Source organism: Candidatus Bathyarchaeia archaeon, from assembly GCA_038873195.1.
Classification (GTDB): domain Archaea; phylum Thermoproteota; class Bathyarchaeia; order Bathyarchaeales; family Bathycorpusculaceae; genus DSLH01.
On record JAVZEV010000001.1, the window covers coordinates 712518 to 729105 of the forward strand.

Genomic DNA, 16588 nt, shown 5'->3' on the forward strand with positions numbered 1-16588 from the left:
TTCATTGTTTCGTCATCAAAACCGAATAGAAAAACCGTCTGTAACCGTCTCCTTCAACAGAAGATATGTGCCTCATTTTTATGATTTTAAAGTAGCTTGAGAAAAGCTGTACGATCTGCTCTTTCGTGAAGTGATTCCATGCAGGACCGTTCTTATGGCTGAAGCAGACCAAAAGATAAAAGCCACCTTTCTTTAATACACGGTAAACTCCTTTTATGAAAACGCTTCTGTCTTCAACCTCAACATGATGGAAGCAACCCATGTCAAATACAAAATCAAACTCCTCATTCTTGAACGGAAGCTCTAGAAAATTTTGCACCATAAACCTAATCTTAACATTCGCTTTTTCTGATTTATCCTTGGCATACTCTATGGCTTTTTGGGAAATGTCAATTCCAGTTACATCAAAACCTTTTTCAGCAAGGTAAACCGCATTTGTTCCAGCGCCACAACAGATGTCTAGAACCTTTCCTTTCTTTATCACGTTCTTTTCCACAAGCTCAACCAAAATTCTGCGGGGTTTACCAAGCTCCCAAGGTAAAGTTTCCAATGGGTATTTTCTATATATTTGATCCCACTCTTCATAGCTTGAACCCAAATTGGCAACTCCATATGCCAAGAGTAACATATTGACACAAATATTATATAATTAGCGCCTTAAAATAAAATCAACGAGAAAATTGTGAGAGGTGATTTTTTGAACAAAATTCTTGTCCCCATAGACGGTTCTGCTGCAAGCGTCATGGCTGAAGAAACAGCGGCAACAATCGCCAAGAAGACTGGCGCAACAGTAACAGTACTGCATGTAATGCAAGAAGTGAGAATGAGTTATAGCCTCCCAGCAAACGTACAAGATGAACTTTTAGGCAGCATACAACAGCATGCAGAGTCAATAATAAACAGTGCACGCGCATTATTTGCAGAAGAGAAAGTTAAGGTGGAAACGGAAGTTTTCAGCGGCGACCCGGCAAATAGCATATTAGAGTTTGCGAAGGAATATTACGATTTACTTGTTATTGGAGCCCATGGAGAAAATGAGAAAGACCCTTACGCCTTAGGCAGCGTAACCAAAAAAGTAATAATGTACACGATATGCCCCACATTAATCGTAAAAAAGCTCAGTCCACTGTCAAACTTACTCGTTTGCGTTGACGGTTCAAAAAACTCAATTAAAGCCTTAAAATACACTCTTGGGCTCGCGGAAAAATTACGCGCGAAAGTTACTTTGTTAAATGTGCAAGACCAAAAACTATACAAAGCATCGCCAAAAACCGCTAGGGAAATGGGCGATAAAATTCTCTCAAAAAGCCTTGCAGACGCAGGCAAAACAAAAATAAAAATTGAGAAGAAACTAGAATTTGGCGTTCCTTCAGACAAGATAGTGGAGGTTGCTGAGCAAGGCAACTACGATTTAATCGTTCTGGGAAGCAGAGGTTTGGGAACCATAAGGCGGTTTTTGCTTGGAAGTGTAAGCGACGACGTAAGTCACAAGGCTAAATGTTCAGTCCTGATAATTCCAGCAAAAGCATAGCAGCCAAAAGAAAAACCACACGTGTTTCTTCCGTTATGAAAACAGATTTAAATATCCACCATCGAATAACGCAATTATGGACAAGCCAATAAGCATTCTAGGCTTTGCTGGAAGCCTACGAAAAGATTCTTACAATAAGGCACTATTACGTGCAGCCTTACAGCTCTTACCCAAAGATGCGAAACTTGAAATCTACGACCTAGAAGGAATCCCGCCTTTCAATCAAGACTTAGAAAACAACATGCCCAAAAAAGTCAAGGAATTTAAAGCAAAAATCAAAGCGGCAGACGCGCTTCTTATTGCGACTCCAGAACACAACTATTCAATACCCGGCATTCTCAAAAATGCAATTGATTGGGCTTCACGACCGCCAGGAGACAATTCTTTTGAAGACAAGCCAGTGGCTATAATGAGCGCTTCTACTGGAGCTTTAGGCGGAGCAAGGGCACAATATCATCTGCGCCAAGTTCTCGTGGCTCTTAACATGCACGCAATAAACAGGCCAGAAGTTATAGTAGGGTTTGTTGAGGAAAAAATTGATGAGAAAGGCAACTTGAGAGACGAGAAAACCAGGAAGAAAATAGGGCAGTTGTTAAAGAGTTTGGTTGAATGGGTTAAACGGCTTAACAAAGAATAACGGATACTACGAGCATCTAACGTCTTTTTCTGATTTTCTGAACAAAATATGCCAGAATGATTATGAAAGCCACAAAAGTCAGTACGCTTGAGACGGTGATGACTATTGCATTGTCGGTCTCCAAAATAAACGCTACGGAAATTGCAGCGAGAAAAACTCCAAAATAGAGACTCCCATTACTACTTAGGAACTGAGCGACTTCCGCACGTATTGCTTTATTATACCTACTTACTAAGGCAACCATGAACACGGCGGCTAAGAAAATAATTACAAAAGTGTAAGTGAATTCAGCCCAATAAGCCTGTGCATTAAGCGTAAGCAGCAGCCCAACCTCATCCACTATAAGTCCGCCTCCAGCACCATAAAAAATCGCTGCAACTCGGCTAAGCCTCTCATCTTCCACGCTTATGCCGAGCCAACCGCCCACTGCAAGCATTATCAAACCATACCAAAAATGGTGAATATGAAAACCGCTGAATTCCCAGACAACCCTTGGGTAAAAACTAGTAAATGCTCTGGCTATTAGGAAAGAGGCTATAAAAGAAGTTAAAGCCACTACTGAAAGGTTAGGCTTCGTCTTTATTTTTTCTTCTGAAGATATCTCCGTCGCGCTCCTAATTCATGGTTGATTTTGAAATTTACTTAAGCATTATTTATTATTTCGATTGAGCAAAATCAAGAAAGAACATTTTTCCAAATGGGCCACGCGCGTTTTATGGCATCTTGTCCAAGGCAACTTCAAAGTAATGTTCTCTGCCTCTGCGAAGAACAAGAATTTCCACTTTTTCTCCAACTTTTCTTTTGTGAATTTCCCTAACCAATTCCTCTATTCTACTGATTTCGGTGTTGTTCATTCTGAAAATTATGTCGCCAACCGCTATTCCCACGTTATCTGCGGGGCTTCCTTCTGAGACTCTGGTCACCAAAACGCCATGGTCGATGGGCAAGTCATAATACCGCGCTATTTCATCAGTAATACTTAAGCCTATTATACCAAGCCACGGTCTGGCATAAACTCTGCCCCTTATTATTTCATCCGTGCATTCCTTCGCAGAGTTTATTGGAATCGCAAAGCCTATTCCCTGAGCAAAAGGCACTATAGCAGTGTTTATCGCAACAACCTTCCCCTCAAGATTCACTAGCGGTCCGCCACTGTTTCCAGGATTTATGGCAGCGTCTGTCTGCACGAGATTCTCCAACATTTCATTTTGAGATTCTATGGTTCGGTTTACAGCGCTTATGACGCCAGAAGTTACAGAAGGCCCGCCAGCCAAGCCGAAAGGATTTCCGATAGCGTAGACTCTTTGACCCACTCTCAGCGTATTGGAATCTCCTAATTCTGCAGCGGGAAGATTTTCTTTGTTGACTTTGACCACTGCTATGTCGTGTACAGTGCATGTTCCAGCTAAGGTTCCTTCAACCATTTCGCCATTCCAGAGGGTAACTGCGATTTTTTCTGCGCCGCCAACCACGTGATTGTTGGTTAGTATGTAGCCTTTTGGGTCGATTATGGTTCCAGAACCCATTCCTTTTACTGGCACTACCTGATAGAAAATGGAGTGAACAAGTTTAATGGTGCTTATGTTAACAACGCTCTTGCTGACTTTCTCCAGAATGTCAAGAACCTTTTTTTCATCGTAAGAAGACAAATTTCTTCACCTCTATTTTGGCTCGTGATAGCTGGTGAAACAGAAATGGCATTCTTCTATTTTGATTTTTGGGTCTGCTTTTTTGCAGGATTGACACATTAAACCTTTTTTTCTTACGATTATGCATGTTTGGCAAAAATGTCTTAGGAGCTCATCTCTTGGATAGGTTCCTTTTAGGAGGAGGTCAATCATTCGGTTTATTAAAGAGTCTATTTCTTGTGTTTTGTCAATTTTTATTACGTATCCTCTGACGTTTCGGGTGTACTTGCTTACTGCGGATTGGGATATTCCTAAAATTTCAGCTATCTTGTCTTGTTTGAGGTTGTATTTTTCGACGAGTTGTTTTGCCATTAGCGCTTTTATGGCGGGCACTATTGATTTGGCTGCGACTTCGCAGGGAAGTATCAAGTGTTTTGCACCGTTTAACATATTTTTGGGGAAAGGTATATAAGGATGACGTATGTCATATTGTTTATGACGTATGTCATGACGAAACCAGACTAAAGCTAACTTCTACAAAAACCCTCCTTTCTCCCCCAAGAACGCCATGACATACGTCAGAAGTGTCCGGTCAACCATGAAGACCGAAACCCACCCAAACCCGCATGAACGGGCAGAAACTCAAGCAAGCCTAGCAGAAAGTGTGAGAGAGTGGGAGGAAACATGCAAAAACTGTCATCCACCAACACCTATTGTTTGCATGACAAACTGCAGAATCTGGAACTTAAAGAACGAGCTGAGAAGGCTACACAAGATAATAAGCACCCCAAACTTCACTCCAACATTGCTAAACACTCTAAAAAACACACGACGACTTCACAATCTAAAATTGATTTCAAAAGGACACTACTCAATAGATAATCTCCAACAAGAACTCAGAAAAATAGGCTACAACCATAGCTTACAAACGATACAAGACGAATACGTAACTCCGCTACTGAATGTTGGACTGATTGAGGAAAGAAACAACCGCTACTGCATAACATCCTTCGGGCGCCAGCTCCTAGACGCGATTAAAAATTGCGATTTTGAAAATGGTTTACCGCCTCACTCCGAATGCCACGAAGAAAAAGCCTTACATTTACTGTTAAACGCTCCGAAAACTTTCGACGATTTCAAAACCGTAATTCCGACAAAAAGTATTGCCCGAGTCTTAAGTCGATTACACAAAGCTGGGTTAATAGAAGCTACAAAAGAGAAAGACTACGTTTTCTATTTCAAAACAAAAAGAGACCCGGAAAAAGCAAGGTTTTCTCCGACTGAAAGAAAAATCTACGAAAACATTGCTGAAAATGGAGTATCTGCACAAAAACTCGCAGAAAAAGCCATGATTTCGCTGAGAAGAACATACAAGTATCTTCGAAAACTTAAAGGAAAAAAGATGGTTTTCAGCAGAAAGAAACCCAAAACCTACTCATTAACAGCCAAAGGCATCCAAATAGCATCTGCCTTAGAGAAAATACAAAAATTAACCGAGGAAACTTTAGTAGCTGCATCACGCTTTGTCAATGACAGAGAAACTTCTTATCTTCCAACACTGGACACTTCTTACATCTCTACAGCAGAAAAACAGAAAAAACATGCTCGCTAAAGCCTCGCAATAATACTGTGCATAACTCATAAAAACAGTAAGGCTTCTAAAGAATAGAGAATTAAGGGCGAGGCGGAGTTCGTGAAAGTTAACATAGTTTCTTTGACATGCTGTGCTGGATGCGTATCCTCTTTTTTAAATGCAGGCGACGCCCTACTGGAAATTCTTTCTCAAGATTTCGACATAGTTTACTCGCCTACATTTGTTGATTTAAAAGAGGTCCCGCAAGTTGATTTAGCAATAGTTGAAGGCGGAGTTAGAACAGAAGCAGATGAGAAATTAATTAGAGAAGTGCGCGCCAAATCACGCATCCTTGTTGCGTTGGGAATCTGCGCAACTCACGGCGGAATAACAAGCTTAGGCAACATAATTTCCGTAAAGAAACTTTTAGAAAAAGAATACTTCGTTCTAGAAACAAGCAAGCTTCCAGAACTTGAGGATTTGATGTATCCAATCTGCAACTTCGTCGACGTGGACTATTATATTCCAGGATGCCCACCAATGCCTTTCCTCATAGTTCACAGCCTAAAAAGCATCGTAAGCGGAAAAACGCCCACCCGCCACCAGAGCGTAGTATGCACAGAATGCAACAGAAAAATAATCGCTGCAAAACTTGACCGTCTCTACGGAATATATGATAAGGAGGCAGACCCGAACCTTTGTCTAGTCAGCCAGGGCTTCGTCTGTTTAGGGTCTTTGACGCGTGAAGGTTGCGGTGCACCATGTCCAAGAGCAGGTTTCACATGCTTTGGATGTAGAGGACCCACTGATTCTCTGCTTTATCGTTCACGAGACTTGTATTCTTTCCTTGTCAAAGTGATATCGAAAAGAACAAGCATTCCAGAAGAAGAAGTTAAGAAGGAGTTATACCGCAACCCCTTCATCTTCCACACCTTCATTTTCTCAAAATTTGAACGTTTCAAAGCAAGGGAGAGAATCATTTGACCAGCCAAAGAGAAATAACAATATCGCCGACTACGAGGATTGAGGGACACGGGAAAGTAACAATAATCCTCGACGAGGCTGGAAACGTTTCAGACGCGTATTTTTACGCTACGGAAATCCGCGGCTTCGACTACTTCTTAAGGGGCATGGAGGCAGATAGACTTCCATTCATAATCTCAAGAATATGTGGCGTTTGCTCAACCGCCCATGTGCTTGCTTCAGTAAAAGCCATAGAAAACATTTACGGAACAGAGATAACAGAAACTGCCAAAAAACTTCGAGAGCTTCTTCTCATGGGACAGATAATCAGCAATCACTCTCTTGTCTTCTTTTTCTTGATATTGCCAGATTTTTGGTTCTCAAAGGAGGAAGACCCGTCAAAAAGAAATGCTTTCCAAATAATGCGCGAAAATCCAGAAATAGGCAGAAAAGCCATTGCCTTAAGAAGTTTTGCAACTAAAATCTTGGACACCATTGGGAAACGTGAAGTTCACATAGTGTCAGCAATACCGGGTGGTTTAATAAGTCCGCTTAAGGAAAAGGAACGAGAAGAACTGCTGAAAGCGGCAAAAGAAGCTTGTGCAATCACGCAAGAGGCAGTCAGTTTAGGAAAGGAACTTTTCGAGAAAAATTGGGAAGAGTTCAGAAAAGCTGGGGACTACAAGACACATTACATGGCTTTAACAGATGATGACGCCATAGAATTTTACGAAGGCAAAATACGCATCTTAAACCCGGAAGGCGATGTTTTCTCAGAGTTTGCAGCACAAGATTACATGAAACACGTCGAAGAAAAACGGTATGAATGGACATATGCAAAGTTTGCTTGTCTAAAAGCCTTGGGATGCCAAAAAGGAATCGTTCAAGTCGGACCAACCGCTCGGGTGAACGTGAACAAAAAGACAAAAACAGAATTTGCAAACAGAGAATTGGAAGAGTTCAAACGAAAATTTGGAAGCCCAACGCATGCTACTTTGCTTTTTGATTACGCACGCCTAATAGACCTTCTCTACGCTTGTGAGAGAACACGAGAACTGTTAGAAGACGAGAGCATAACGCGAACTGATACCAGAGTCAAAGTTAAACCTAAAGGCGGCGTAGGCACAAGCGTTGTTGAAGCTCCAAGAGGAACACTCGCTCATGAATACGCACTAACTCGTAATGGACGATTGAAAAGCATGAAGTTGATAATACCGACCCAAGTGAACAGTGCAGCTATAAATCTTAACGTTAAAGATGCTGCAACAGAATTCATACGGAAAGGCGAAATCAAACCGGGACTTTTGAACAGAATAGAGATGGTTGTTCGCGCCTATGACCCATGTATAAAATGTGCTACTAGAAACGCAACAGACAGCTTGAAAGTGGAGATAAGAAATCACGAAGGCAGACTGCTGAAGATTTTAAGTTAAGATTTTTATGGCTTGCCCGGGACAGTTCACTTGGCACGTTCTACATAAAATGCAGTTTTCTTCATTCACGATTTTTGGTTTTTCCGACTTCGCATTGCGAAAAACGGAAACTGGGCATATCTCCACGCAGATTTTATCACGGTCCCCAACACACTTGGAATAGTCAATTACTATTTTAGCCATGCACTTCGCCTTTGCTAGTAAACTTTCCGAAACTATTAAAACTTTCTTACTTAATTCGCAAAGGTTGTCTAAGCCAACGCCGAGAATGTGCTGAACAAAGTTTTAAGTTTCCTACTTTTTCACTTTTGATGCGTACTTTTTCGGATTTCTTTTGAATTCTTCTTCACAGTGCTTCGAACAGAAATACACAGTGCGTCCTTCATACTCGACTTTGCTATAGGCTGTTTCAGGCTCTATTTTCATTCCACACACTGGATCAGTAACTAACTGCTTTTTCTCCATAAACTGCACCCCCTTTGGTTCATATTTCCTTAAAGTCTGAGCGTTAAATGCCACTATCACCGTGCTAAGTGACATTATAACCGCGCCAATCGCAGGATGCAACACAACGCCAAAGCCAGACAAGATTCCAGCCGCTAACGGTATTGTTACAATATTGTATCCTGCAGCCCACCATAAATTCTGAACCATTTTAGAATAAGTCTTTTTGGAAAGGTCAATAACTTTCGGAACATCGCGCGGGTCATTTCTTACAAGGATTATGTCTGCGCTTTCGATTGCGACGTCTGTTCCGGCGCCTATGGCGATGCCGACGTCTGCTGTGACAAGTGCTGGAGCATCGTTAATACCATCACCAACCATGGCGACCTTGAAGCCTTTTTCTCTTAATGCTTTGATTTTTTCTGCTTTTTTGTCTGGAAGAACTTGAGCAAAATAGTCGTCTATGCCTAGTTCTTTTCCAACCCAGCGGGCTACTTCTTCAGAATCTCCAGTTAACATGTAAACTCTTATGCCCTTTTCCTTCAATTTTTTGATGGCTTCAAGGGATTCTTCACGTATCTTATCAGAAAGCGCTAAGGCGCCGGCAAGTTTTCCATTGACAACTGTGAAAATCACGGTTTTGCCTTGTTCTTGCAATTTTTTTATTTTCGGGTCGTTCACGTCGATTTTCATGTCTTGGAGAAGGTTTACGCTTCCCACGTAAACTTCTTTTTTGCCTACTTTTCCGTAGGCGCCTCTGCCAGGTAAAGCCTTAAATTCCTTAGCTTGAGGAGTTTCTACGCCTTTTTCTTTGGCATATTCTACCACGGCTTTGGCTATGATGTGTTCAGAGTTTAGCTCAACGCTTGAGGTTAATTCTAACAGTTCATTTTCTGGAATGAACGAGACTATATCGCTGACGCCGAACTTGCCAGAAGTCAACGTTCCAGTCTTGTCAAAAACCACCGCGTTTACATCTTTAACCATTTCGAAGGCTTTTCTGTCACGGATGAGAACGCCGCTCTTCGCGGTTATCGATGTGGAAAGAGCAACAACCAGCGGTATTGCCAAACCAAGCGCGTGCGGACAAGCAATTACTAACACAGTCACTGTTCTTTCAAGCGCCATGAAAGAACTACCCATCAGAGACCAAACAGCATACGTTACTATTCCCATCGCAACTGCTACGTAAAAGAGCAACGCGGCAGCGCGGTTTGCCAAATCCTGCGTTCGAGACTTGCTTTCCTGCGCCTGCTTAACTAGTTTGATTACTTGCGATAAGTAGGTTTCTTCGCCTACCCGTTCTATTTTTACTTTCAAAACACCTTCAGCATTTATGGCGCCGCCTATTACCTTGTCTTTTAATTCTTTGTGGACGGGTTTTGACTCGCCAGTTAAAAGAGCCTCGTTAACGTAGGATTCACCTTCAACAACCACGCCGTCAGAAGGTATTTTCTCGCCGGGGCGAACAAGAACAACGTCGCCGGTTTTCAATTGCGCGACTGGAACGTCCACGATTTCGCCATTTTTCAATAAATGCGCGGTTGTGGGCATTATTCTAACGAGTTCTTCCAGCGCCATGGAAGCGCCCATTACGCTTTTCGCTTCTATCCAGTGTCCAAGAAGCATCACGTCAATTAATGTGGCGAGTTCCCAGAAAAAGTCCATGCCTAATTGAAAGATGACCGTGCCTGCTGAATAGAAGAATGCAACTGTTATTGCCATTCCTATTAGCGTCATCATTCCGGGCTGTCTGGCTTTTACTTCTTCAATTAAGCCTTTCAGAAATGGCCATCCGCCATAAACATAAACAATTGTGGATAGGGCTAGTAGGATGTAGGATTGGTAGGGTATTTTTAGGATTTGGAGTGGTGGAAACCATTCTTGAATCATTGTTGAAAGTAGCAGTATTGGGATTGTTAGGATTAAGGAGACTAGAAATTTGTTTTTGAATTCTTGCATGTGGTGAGCGTGGTGATGATGCCCAGACATTTTTTACTCTTCTTTTCCTTATTAGAGTCTTGTTGATTTTTATGGTTTTGTGGCTGAAATCTTAAATATGCCGTATGTCATAAAAACCTATCGGTGAACAAAATTGAAAGTCACCATCAACCGAGAAGGATGCATAGGATGCGGCGTATGCGAAGCTCTCTGTCCCGAAGTCTTCAAACTATTAGAAGACACAAAATCAAGCATAGTCGAAAAATACAGAAAAGGCAGCCCAAGCGAAGGAGAAGTTGACGACAGCTTAAGTGCATGCGTAGAAAGCGCCAAAACCTCTTGTCCAGTTGAAGTTATAAGCACACAATAGCCGCGCATTAGTTTTTACTATTCTATCCTCCAGGTGCCCCGTGAAATGGGACGTTCTTCCAGAGAAGTTCCCACCAGTCCTCTTCCGTTATCGTTTCTCCACGAACCAGAATTTCCAAAACCATCTTCAAAAGTTCGTGATGTCTTTTTTCGTCTTCCAAAATCGCATTCAACAAAAGCTTAACTTTTTCGTCCTCAACGCTTGGCAGCACTTTTCCAATTTTTTTGATAAGTTCAGCTTCCATGCGAATGTGTTTTTCCACTAAGGCTTTTTGTTTGTCAAGATGTTCCTGCGTCAAGGCTTGAGCTACACCAGTGAGAAGTTCAGTAGCTGCAGCATACAGTTCCGCATGTTTAACAGAATCAAGCGATATTCCTTTCAAAACTCCTCTTACTGGCGGATTTTTCATTCCCACCAAGCCAGCGTTCAATGAATCTACAATTTCGTTTTCAATTTTAATTTGCGCTTTAATAAAACCTATTAACTCGTCTTTTGATTTCAAAGAGTTTGCCTCCAATCATTAACGTTGTTAAGCTTTATGCATAAGTCTTTCGGCAATTTTCTTTCCAAACTCTCTGCACTTTTCTAGACCATTCTGGTCTGGCGTATATTTGATTAAGAGTGGTGGGTCGGTTACTTGCATTTCAAACTTGTTTTTCAAGATTTCAAGAACAAGTTTGGGGGCTTCGCCGCTCCATCCGTAAGACCCGAAGGTTGCGCCGATTTTGCCTTTCAAATTTACGCTTTTCACTGCGGCTTCTTCAAAGAGCATTTTCATGTCAAGGGTCATGTCATGATGGTAAGTTGGCGTGCCAACAATTACTGCATCAAATTCGCTTAACATCTCAGGCGTCACGTGGTAGGCTAGTTCTACGTCAACTCCTGGAACCGTTTTAGCGCCATCAACCACCGCCTTTGCCATTTTTTCAGTGTTTCCAGTTCGACTATAATAGAGTACGAGAATTTTGGGCATCACCCATTTCCTCACTACTATTAAAATTCTAAATTAGTTAGCCTTTTTCTCAATTTTGGATTTTTTTGTTTTCTTTTTAGAAGCTTTAAGCAGTTGAGCAATTTTCTCTTTTACGCCTTCGAAAGGTTCGCCTAAAACTTGGATTTTATCCATTCGCCCTTCTCCGAAGCCTCTTTTCATGGCTTCTTTTATGACTGGTATCTTTTCCGGGTCCAAGCCTACGAGGGCGTAACCAACTGCTTCTACTGCAACTGCATCTCTGCCGACGACGAGAACGTTCATGTAAGTTCTGCTAGCAGTCGGCGCAACTCCACTACATAGGTATGTACCATCCAAAACTGCAAGATCTATTCCACTGACTGCCTCATATAAGTCTAGAAGCGTCTCTTCCAACTTCTTGTGAAACCTCACCTTTTTCTTGTCTGGAATCAAACCTAACAAGTTCTTTAGAATACTACCTTTCTCAAACGTGCGTAGAACGTGAGTACTAACAAATACGTTTGGCTTGAAAATTATGTGAGATAAGCCTATCGTTTCATCTGCAACTTTAACCTGCTTGGTTTCTGTATCTCCAGAAAGGTCAAAGGGTACAACGCGTTCACTAAAAAGGGTATTCCATTTTTGAAGTCTTTCCAACGCTTTTCCCTTGTAATTTTCGGACTCTGCTAAGAATATTTTGGGAGCTTTGCCGAAGCTATTGATGATTGCGTCTGCAACATTTACGCTTGCGTGATGGCTTGTTTTGTGGTCAAAAACGCCAACTTTGATTACGATAGACCTTTCTGGTGTGTTTAGGTTGTCTATTCCTCCGATAAGTTGTATTGCTTGATTAAAGGATTGTTTAACATCAGAACCGAGTTCTACTACTGCAACTTTTACGCTCATGCATAATCACCTTAAAGTTGAAGCTATCTCCTTTTTCTTCCTTTTAAAGAAACCGATGTAAGATATAAGAGATAAAAGTCATCTGAGAGTTTATGACAATACGCTTATGTATGCAGAAGGCGTCAAAAGTGGCTAAAACGTTCAAGATGAGACTGGATAAGATACAGCCAAGCCAATTGTACATAAGCTCAGAAAAACTGTCTCTAGTAATGAAAACGTTTGACCCTTCAAAGCCCGAGTTGCTTGAGCCTATACCAGTGAAAAAGCTTGATGGTGAAGTTATATTTGTAGATGGTCACACTAGAGCCCTTGCAGCGTTTCTGCATGGTTTTTCAGAAATCATGGTGTATTGGGAAGAGGAAAAGTTGGATTGGGATGAATACAAGATTTGTGTTGAATGGTGTAAAAGTGAAGGCATCCGCTCAATAGCTGACCTAAAGAATAGAATAGTTTCGCAGAAAGAATATGATGTGCTGTGGCTTAAGCGCTGTGAAAAAATGCAACAGGAACTAGCAAAAAAGCGATACCACAGTCTAGAACAGCACCCTTAAAGAGATAAAAATCAGTTGCTGTCAACACCTAGTCCGACCTATTACCATAAGTATTCAGCAGTCTATCGGAAAGTTCAACCTATATATAAGGAGGGGGCCTAGACGCCAAGACCAACAGAACCCAGCATCATCCACAAGTTTTTGATGCATAGTTAGAAGCCGGGGATGGGAGTTGAACCCACATATAGCGGCTCTGCAGGCCGCCGCCTGAACCGTTCGGCCACCCCGGCATCATAAAACTCTGAATTAACACCTATAAATGTTTGTTTAGCCTATCCCAAGCTTCTTATTGATTTCCTTATAGACTTCTAAAGCTGATTTCTCGTCTTTAACATTCTTTATTAACATGCGTCCACCGTTGAAAAGGCTGATTTCAAAATTTTTATAGTCAAAAATAATTGCAAAGTGAGATTTTACACGAACTCTGAAAAGCTGCTTAACTGTTTCGTAGATTTCGTTAAGGTTCAGTTTTAACGGCTTCTCTGGATTCACATTAACTGTTTCCCGCCCACACAACCAAACAAGCTTCTCCTTAACCCCTAAAGTAACGTCGCCTTGACATGCTGGACAGCCGTCTCTTTTGAAAATGTCAATTGTCGTAAAATACATGTCATTAAAATCGCAAATCATAAACTTGCTCTTCAAAGGAGCCCCCATACCAGCCAAAACTTTTATGGTTTCCATCGCTTGCATTGTCCCAATAATTCCGGGTGTTGCGCCGAGCACCCCGCGCACATCACATGTCAGCAACTCCTCATCGCTGACGTTTGGAAAAACACACTCTAAACAGGGCGTTTCAGGCGGAGCAAAAACTGAAAGATTCCCTTCAACTCCAATCGCGGCTCCAAAAACATAAGGAACCTTAAATTTTGCACATGCACGATTAATCAGATAGCGCGTTCGCATGTTATCCAAACCGTCAACAACACAATCAACGCCAGAAAGAAGCCTTTCAACATTGCTTGCATTCAAGTTTTCAGGAACCGCCTCCACATTCACCAGTGGATTAATCTTCTTCAATCTTTTAGCGGAAACCTCAACCTTCGGATAACTCAAATCATCAACACTGTACAAGACTTGCCTGTGCAAGTTATGCAATTCCACAGTGTCCTGGTCTATCAAACGCAAATGCCCAACGCCAGCAAGAGCCAAATAAAGCGATGAAGCAGTGCCTAAACCGCCAAGCCCGACAACCGCAACCTTCGACCGTGCAAGCGCTTCTTGTCCTTTCTTGCCAAACTCTTTCAATATTATTTGGCGACTGTAAAACTCATCAAACTTAGGGATCTTTCGAATCTTAGGCATCTGTTTCTGCTCTCCTCTCTTACTATTGCGTTATTCAGCCTTATATCTGCCTTTTTTCAAAAACTGCTTCTCATAAATTTCTCTAACTTTTTGTATCGTGTCCACTTCTTCTGGAGCCTTATCATATCTTATGCGGTTTATCCGCGCAAAACGCAAAGCCATACCACACTCATACTTTGGACTTTTCTGAATCTCATTATATGTTACTTCAACAACTATCTTTGGAACAACAACCACTCTCCCATGCTCTTTCTTCACGGCTAACTCCTTAAGTCGCCCAGTTATTTCAGCAAACTCCTCGTCAGTTAAGCCCTTAAACGTTTTACCCACAGTCAAAAACTCGCCACTTTCAGCATCCCGCGCCGCCAAATAATAATCCGAGAGCCACTCACGCCTTCTGCCATAACCATACTCAGCTGCAACAATAGCCAAATCTAAAGGTTCGAGAACAGGCTTTATCTTCAACCACCGTTTTCCACGAATCCCAGGCGTGTAGGGACTGTCGGGTTTCTTAGCCATTAACCCTTCATGTCCAGCGTCTATCGCCTCTTTAAGAAAACGCTTAGCTTCTTCGGTTTTGTCGGTAATTAACTGTTTTGTTAAAGGTATTTCGCCAGCGTTTTCAGTTAAAATTTTTCTTCGCTGCAGATAAGGAAGGGTGATTAAGCTTTCTCCATTAAGATATAGAATGTCAAAGAGGTAAAGTTTGACCGGAAGCTTTTCAGTCATATCCTCAACCGCGTGAACTCGCCTGAACCTCCGCATCAAATGTTGAAAAGGAATAGGATTGCAATTTGCATCAACAGCTATAACTTCACCCTCCAATATCACCTCTTTTGCGCCAACATTCTTTCTTGTCATCTCAACTATCTCGGGCAAGCTCTCAGTAACGTCTGTTAATCTGCGACTAAAAATTCTCACTTCATCATCAAGCTTGTGAATCTGCACTCTGGCGCCATCCAACTTGTACTCGAAAGCTGTTTTGCCGTCATGCTCCTTCAAGGCTTCAGTAATGTCATTTGTCATCTGAGCCAACATGAGGCCCACGGGTCTGAAAACTTTAAAGCTGATTTTCGCCAAGCCTTCTTTGCCTTCAATCTTGGCTATTGCAGCAACTTCTCCAATATCGCCCAAAGTCATGCTTGCCTTCTGCACAGTCTCAAGCGGAATCTGAAAAGCCTTCGAAACTGCCTGCTCCATCAACCCTTCATAAAAGCCAGTTCGCATTCCACTTATGAAAATCCTAATCAAATATTTAGCTTCCAAAGGCGAAGCCAAACTCAACAACGATTCTATTAAGCGTTCCTTCTTCTCTCTTGAACCATGCCCAGAAACTTCAGCAATGGATTCTAAACTGCGCCTAACCTCTAAAATAGTTAATGCCCTTTCAAAAAGGGTCACTTGCCTCTTAACCTTACTCTCTTCAAAGACAATTTTCGTGGCTGAACCTACATCACCAGTCTTGCGGAACGCTTCAGAAAAAACACTCCATTCAACGCCGGTGATGCGCTTTATTATATCGCTCAAAGTTGCCCAGCTAACCTCCAGCGCCCGTGGACTCCATTTTGGAAAAGCCCTGCCCAAAAGCAAAGATATCGCTGGCTCAACTTCCTGTGGCTCTAAACTCCTCAGAAAATCCGAAACAAAGTCTATCATTTCAAGCCTTTTGGTTGTGGCTTCTAGTTTTTCGCCCAATTCAGCCAGAGCCTTGAAGGAGGTAGGCATAATGTTTACCTTTAAAACATCTCTAATTCTTCATTTGTTAATTCTAGAGATAAAAGTTGTTTTAGACGCGCCGCTAAAAAAGAAGTTGATAGTTGATTGAGCGTCTTTTAGAATGCGGCTTCCAGCTTTGCTTTAACTTCCTTTATTTTCTTCTCGATTTCCTTGACTTTCGCTTTCTTGTTCATCGCCGTATAACAGTCTCGGGCGTATTCCAACGCGCTTACTCCGAACCTGTCAAATCCTTTTTGAAAAGACAGGTCTGCGGATTTAAGGAAATGTTCAACAGCAGTTTCGTAATCCTTTAATGCATAAGCGCATTCGCCAGCCTTGTAAAGCATTGAAGTAGAATCAAAATAGTTCTGCACTTTATGATACAGCTCAGCAGTTCGCAGGAAAAGCTCCATAGCCTCTTTGTATTTGCCAGTCTCGTAAAGCGTGTTCGCATCCTTATGCATTTTAACCGGGTCTTCTTTCACTTTTCCTTCACTCATGATGGTCAACTCGCAAGTTGCTATTTATCAGCATAACACTTGCATTTAGGTTTTCCCATTCTGCAATCTCACAAAAGAGAATTGTAAACATTAAAAAGCATTCAGACCAAAATAACTATTGGCACCGATTTAGTGGAG

19 protein-coding genes and 1 tRNA gene are annotated in these 16588 nt (G+C 41.8%); 7 read left to right on the top strand and 13 right to left on the bottom strand.

Annotation, left to right across the window (positions count from 1 at the left end):
* Position 1 precedes the first annotated feature (1 nt).
* The gene (locus QXW63_04000; protein ID MEM3461056.1) at positions 2-598 is read right to left on the bottom strand and encodes a class I SAM-dependent methyltransferase; all 597 of its coding nucleotides are present in this window, start codon (positions 596-598) and stop codon (positions 2-4) included.
* 99 nt (positions 599-697) lie between these two features.
* On the opposite strand from QXW63_04000, the gene QXW63_04005 reads away from it, so the two are divergent.
* Positions 698-1531 carry a universal stress protein gene (locus tag QXW63_04005; GenBank protein MEM3461057.1) on the top strand — a complete coding sequence of 278 codons (834 nt, stop codon included), beginning with the start codon at positions 698-700 and terminating at the stop codon, positions 1529-1531.
* 76 nt (positions 1532-1607) lie between these two features.
* Positions 1608-2168 carry an NAD(P)H-dependent oxidoreductase gene (locus QXW63_04010; GenBank protein ID MEM3461058.1) on the top strand — a complete coding sequence of 187 codons (561 nt, stop codon included), beginning with the start codon at positions 1608-1610 and terminating at the stop codon, positions 2166-2168.
* 16 nt (positions 2169-2184) lie between these two features.
* Here QXW63_04010 and QXW63_04015 read toward each other — a convergent pair whose 3' ends face one another.
* The 3 genes from QXW63_04015 to QXW63_04025 all read right to left on the bottom strand — a co-directional run bounded on the left by QXW63_04015 (position 2185) and on the right by QXW63_04025 (position 4225).
* Positions 2185-2604, bottom strand: a complete 420-nt coding sequence (locus QXW63_04015; protein MEM3461059.1) for a hypothetical protein — start codon at positions 2602-2604, stop codon at positions 2185-2187.
* Between the two features lie 277 nt (positions 2605-2881).
* Positions 2882-3817, bottom strand: a complete 936-nt coding sequence (locus tag QXW63_04020; GenBank protein ID MEM3461060.1) for a trypsin-like peptidase domain-containing protein — start codon at positions 3815-3817, stop codon at positions 2882-2884.
* Between the two features lie 12 nt (positions 3818-3829).
* Complete coding sequence (locus QXW63_04025; GenBank protein MEM3461061.1) at positions 3830-4225, bottom strand: helix-turn-helix domain-containing protein; 396 nt, start codon at positions 4223-4225, stop codon at positions 3830-3832.
* Between the two features lie 169 nt (positions 4226-4394).
* Between QXW63_04025 and QXW63_04030 the strand changes: the two genes are divergently transcribed.
* The 3 genes from QXW63_04030 to QXW63_04040 all read left to right on the top strand — a co-directional run bounded on the left by QXW63_04030 (position 4395) and on the right by QXW63_04040 (position 7765).
* Complete coding sequence (locus QXW63_04030; GenBank protein MEM3461062.1) at positions 4395-5408, top strand: winged helix-turn-helix domain-containing protein; 1014 nt, start codon at positions 4395-4397, stop codon at positions 5406-5408.
* A gap of 81 nt (positions 5409-5489) precedes the next feature.
* Positions 5490-6353: a F420-nonreducing hydrogenase gene (locus tag QXW63_04035; protein ID MEM3461063.1), complete on the top strand. Its 864-nt coding sequence runs from the start codon at positions 5490-5492 to the stop codon at positions 6351-6353.
* On the top strand, positions 6350-7765 hold the full coding sequence (locus QXW63_04040) for a Ni/Fe hydrogenase subunit alpha (GenBank protein ID MEM3461064.1): 1416 nt from the start codon (positions 6350-6352) through the stop codon (positions 7763-7765). Before QXW63_04035 ends, QXW63_04040 begins: the two co-directional genes overlap by 4 nt.
* Here QXW63_04040 and QXW63_04045 read toward each other — a convergent pair.
* On the bottom strand, positions 7757-7948 hold the full coding sequence (locus tag QXW63_04045; GenBank protein ID MEM3461065.1) for a 4Fe-4S binding protein: 192 nt from the start codon (positions 7946-7948) through the stop codon (positions 7757-7759). The two genes, QXW63_04040 and QXW63_04045, sit on opposite strands and share 9 nt — an antisense overlap.
* 111 nt (positions 7949-8059) lie before the next feature.
* Entirely contained in the window at positions 8060-10201 is a 2142-nt protein-coding gene (locus QXW63_04050) for a copper-translocating P-type ATPase (GenBank protein MEM3461066.1), read from the bottom strand.
* A gap of 103 nt (positions 10202-10304) precedes the next feature.
* Between QXW63_04050 and QXW63_04055 the strand changes: the two genes are divergently transcribed.
* Positions 10305-10520, top strand: a complete 216-nt coding sequence (locus tag QXW63_04055; protein ID MEM3461067.1) for a ferredoxin — start codon at positions 10305-10307, stop codon at positions 10518-10520.
* Positions 10521-10542: 22 nt separating this feature from the next.
* Here QXW63_04055 and QXW63_04060 read toward each other — a convergent pair whose 3' ends face one another.
* The 3 genes from QXW63_04060 to QXW63_04070 are packed head-to-tail and all read right to left on the bottom strand — an operon-like array spanning position 10543 to position 12378.
* Positions 10543-11022, bottom strand: a complete 480-nt coding sequence (locus QXW63_04060) for a ferritin-like domain-containing protein (GenBank protein ID MEM3461068.1) — start codon at positions 11020-11022, stop codon at positions 10543-10545.
* Between the two features lie 27 nt (positions 11023-11049).
* The gene (locus QXW63_04065; GenBank protein ID MEM3461069.1) at positions 11050-11493 is read right to left on the bottom strand and encodes a flavodoxin domain-containing protein; all 444 of its coding nucleotides are present in this window, start codon (positions 11491-11493) and stop codon (positions 11050-11052) included.
* A 33-nt stretch (positions 11494-11526) separates the two neighbouring features.
* Positions 11527-12378, bottom strand: coding sequence for a DUF362 domain-containing protein (locus QXW63_04070; GenBank protein MEM3461070.1), 852 nt, complete (start codon positions 12376-12378; stop codon positions 11527-11529).
* A gap of 92 nt (positions 12379-12470) precedes the next feature.
* On the opposite strand from QXW63_04070, the gene QXW63_04075 reads away from it, so the two are divergent.
* The gene (locus QXW63_04075; GenBank protein MEM3461071.1) at positions 12471-12929 is read left to right on the top strand and encodes a ParB/Srx family N-terminal domain-containing protein; all 459 of its coding nucleotides are present in this window, start codon (positions 12471-12473) and stop codon (positions 12927-12929) included.
* 157 nt (positions 12930-13086) lie between these two features.
* Here the strand turns inward: QXW63_04075 and QXW63_04080 are convergent.
* The 4 genes from QXW63_04080 to QXW63_04095 all read right to left on the bottom strand — a co-directional run bounded on the left by QXW63_04080 (position 13087) and on the right by QXW63_04095 (position 16450).
* Positions 13087-13159 (bottom strand) — tRNA-Cys (locus QXW63_04080).
* A gap of 37 nt (positions 13160-13196) precedes the next feature.
* Positions 13197-14234, bottom strand: coding sequence for a HesA/MoeB/ThiF family protein (locus tag QXW63_04085; GenBank protein MEM3461072.1), 1038 nt, complete (start codon positions 14232-14234; stop codon positions 13197-13199).
* A gap of 30 nt (positions 14235-14264) precedes the next feature.
* Positions 14265-15959: an ATP-dependent DNA ligase gene (locus QXW63_04090; GenBank protein ID MEM3461073.1), complete on the bottom strand. Its 1695-nt coding sequence runs from the start codon at positions 15957-15959 to the stop codon at positions 14265-14267.
* A 107-nt stretch (positions 15960-16066) separates the two neighbouring features.
* Positions 16067-16450 carry a hypothetical protein gene (locus tag QXW63_04095; GenBank protein MEM3461074.1) on the bottom strand — a complete coding sequence of 128 codons (384 nt, stop codon included), beginning with the start codon at positions 16448-16450 and terminating at the stop codon, positions 16067-16069.
* Between the last annotated feature and the right edge of the window lie 138 nt (positions 16451-16588).

Excerpts from the sequence above, each read along its gene's own strand:
- QXW63_04010 (MEM3461058.1), top strand. The coding sequence starts at position 1,608 with ATGGACAAGCCAATAAGCATTCTAGGCTTTGCTGGAAGCCTACGAAAA.
- QXW63_04090 (MEM3461073.1), bottom strand. The coding sequence starts at position 15,959 with ATGCCTACCTCCTTCAAGGCTCTGGCTGAATTGGGCGAAAAACTAGAA.
- QXW63_04075 (MEM3461071.1), top strand. The coding sequence starts at position 12,471 with ATGACAATACGCTTATGTATGCAGAAGGCGTCAAAAGTGGCTAAAACG.
- QXW63_04095 (MEM3461074.1), bottom strand. The coding sequence starts at position 16,450 with ATGAGTGAAGGAAAAGTGAAAGAAGACCCGGTTAAAATGCATAAGGAT.
- QXW63_04015 (MEM3461059.1), bottom strand. The coding sequence starts at position 2,604 with ATGCTTGCAGTGGGCGGTTGGCTCGGCATAAGCGTGGAAGATGAGAGG.
- QXW63_04050 (MEM3461066.1), bottom strand. The coding sequence starts at position 10,201 with ATGTCTGGGCATCATCACCACGCTCACCACATGCAAGAATTCAAAAAC.
- QXW63_04070 (MEM3461070.1), bottom strand. The coding sequence starts at position 12,378 with ATGAGCGTAAAAGTTGCAGTAGTAGAACTCGGTTCTGATGTTAAACAA.
- QXW63_04085 (MEM3461072.1), bottom strand. The coding sequence starts at position 14,234 with ATGCCTAAGATTCGAAAGATCCCTAAGTTTGATGAGTTTTACAGTCGC.
- QXW63_04045 (MEM3461065.1), bottom strand. The coding sequence starts at position 7,948 with ATGGCTAAAATAGTAATTGACTATTCCAAGTGTGTTGGGGACCGTGAT.
- QXW63_04030 (MEM3461062.1), top strand. The coding sequence starts at position 4,395 with ATGAAGACCGAAACCCACCCAAACCCGCATGAACGGGCAGAAACTCAA.
- QXW63_04065 (MEM3461069.1), bottom strand. The coding sequence starts at position 11,493 with ATGCCCAAAATTCTCGTACTCTATTATAGTCGAACTGGAAACACTGAA.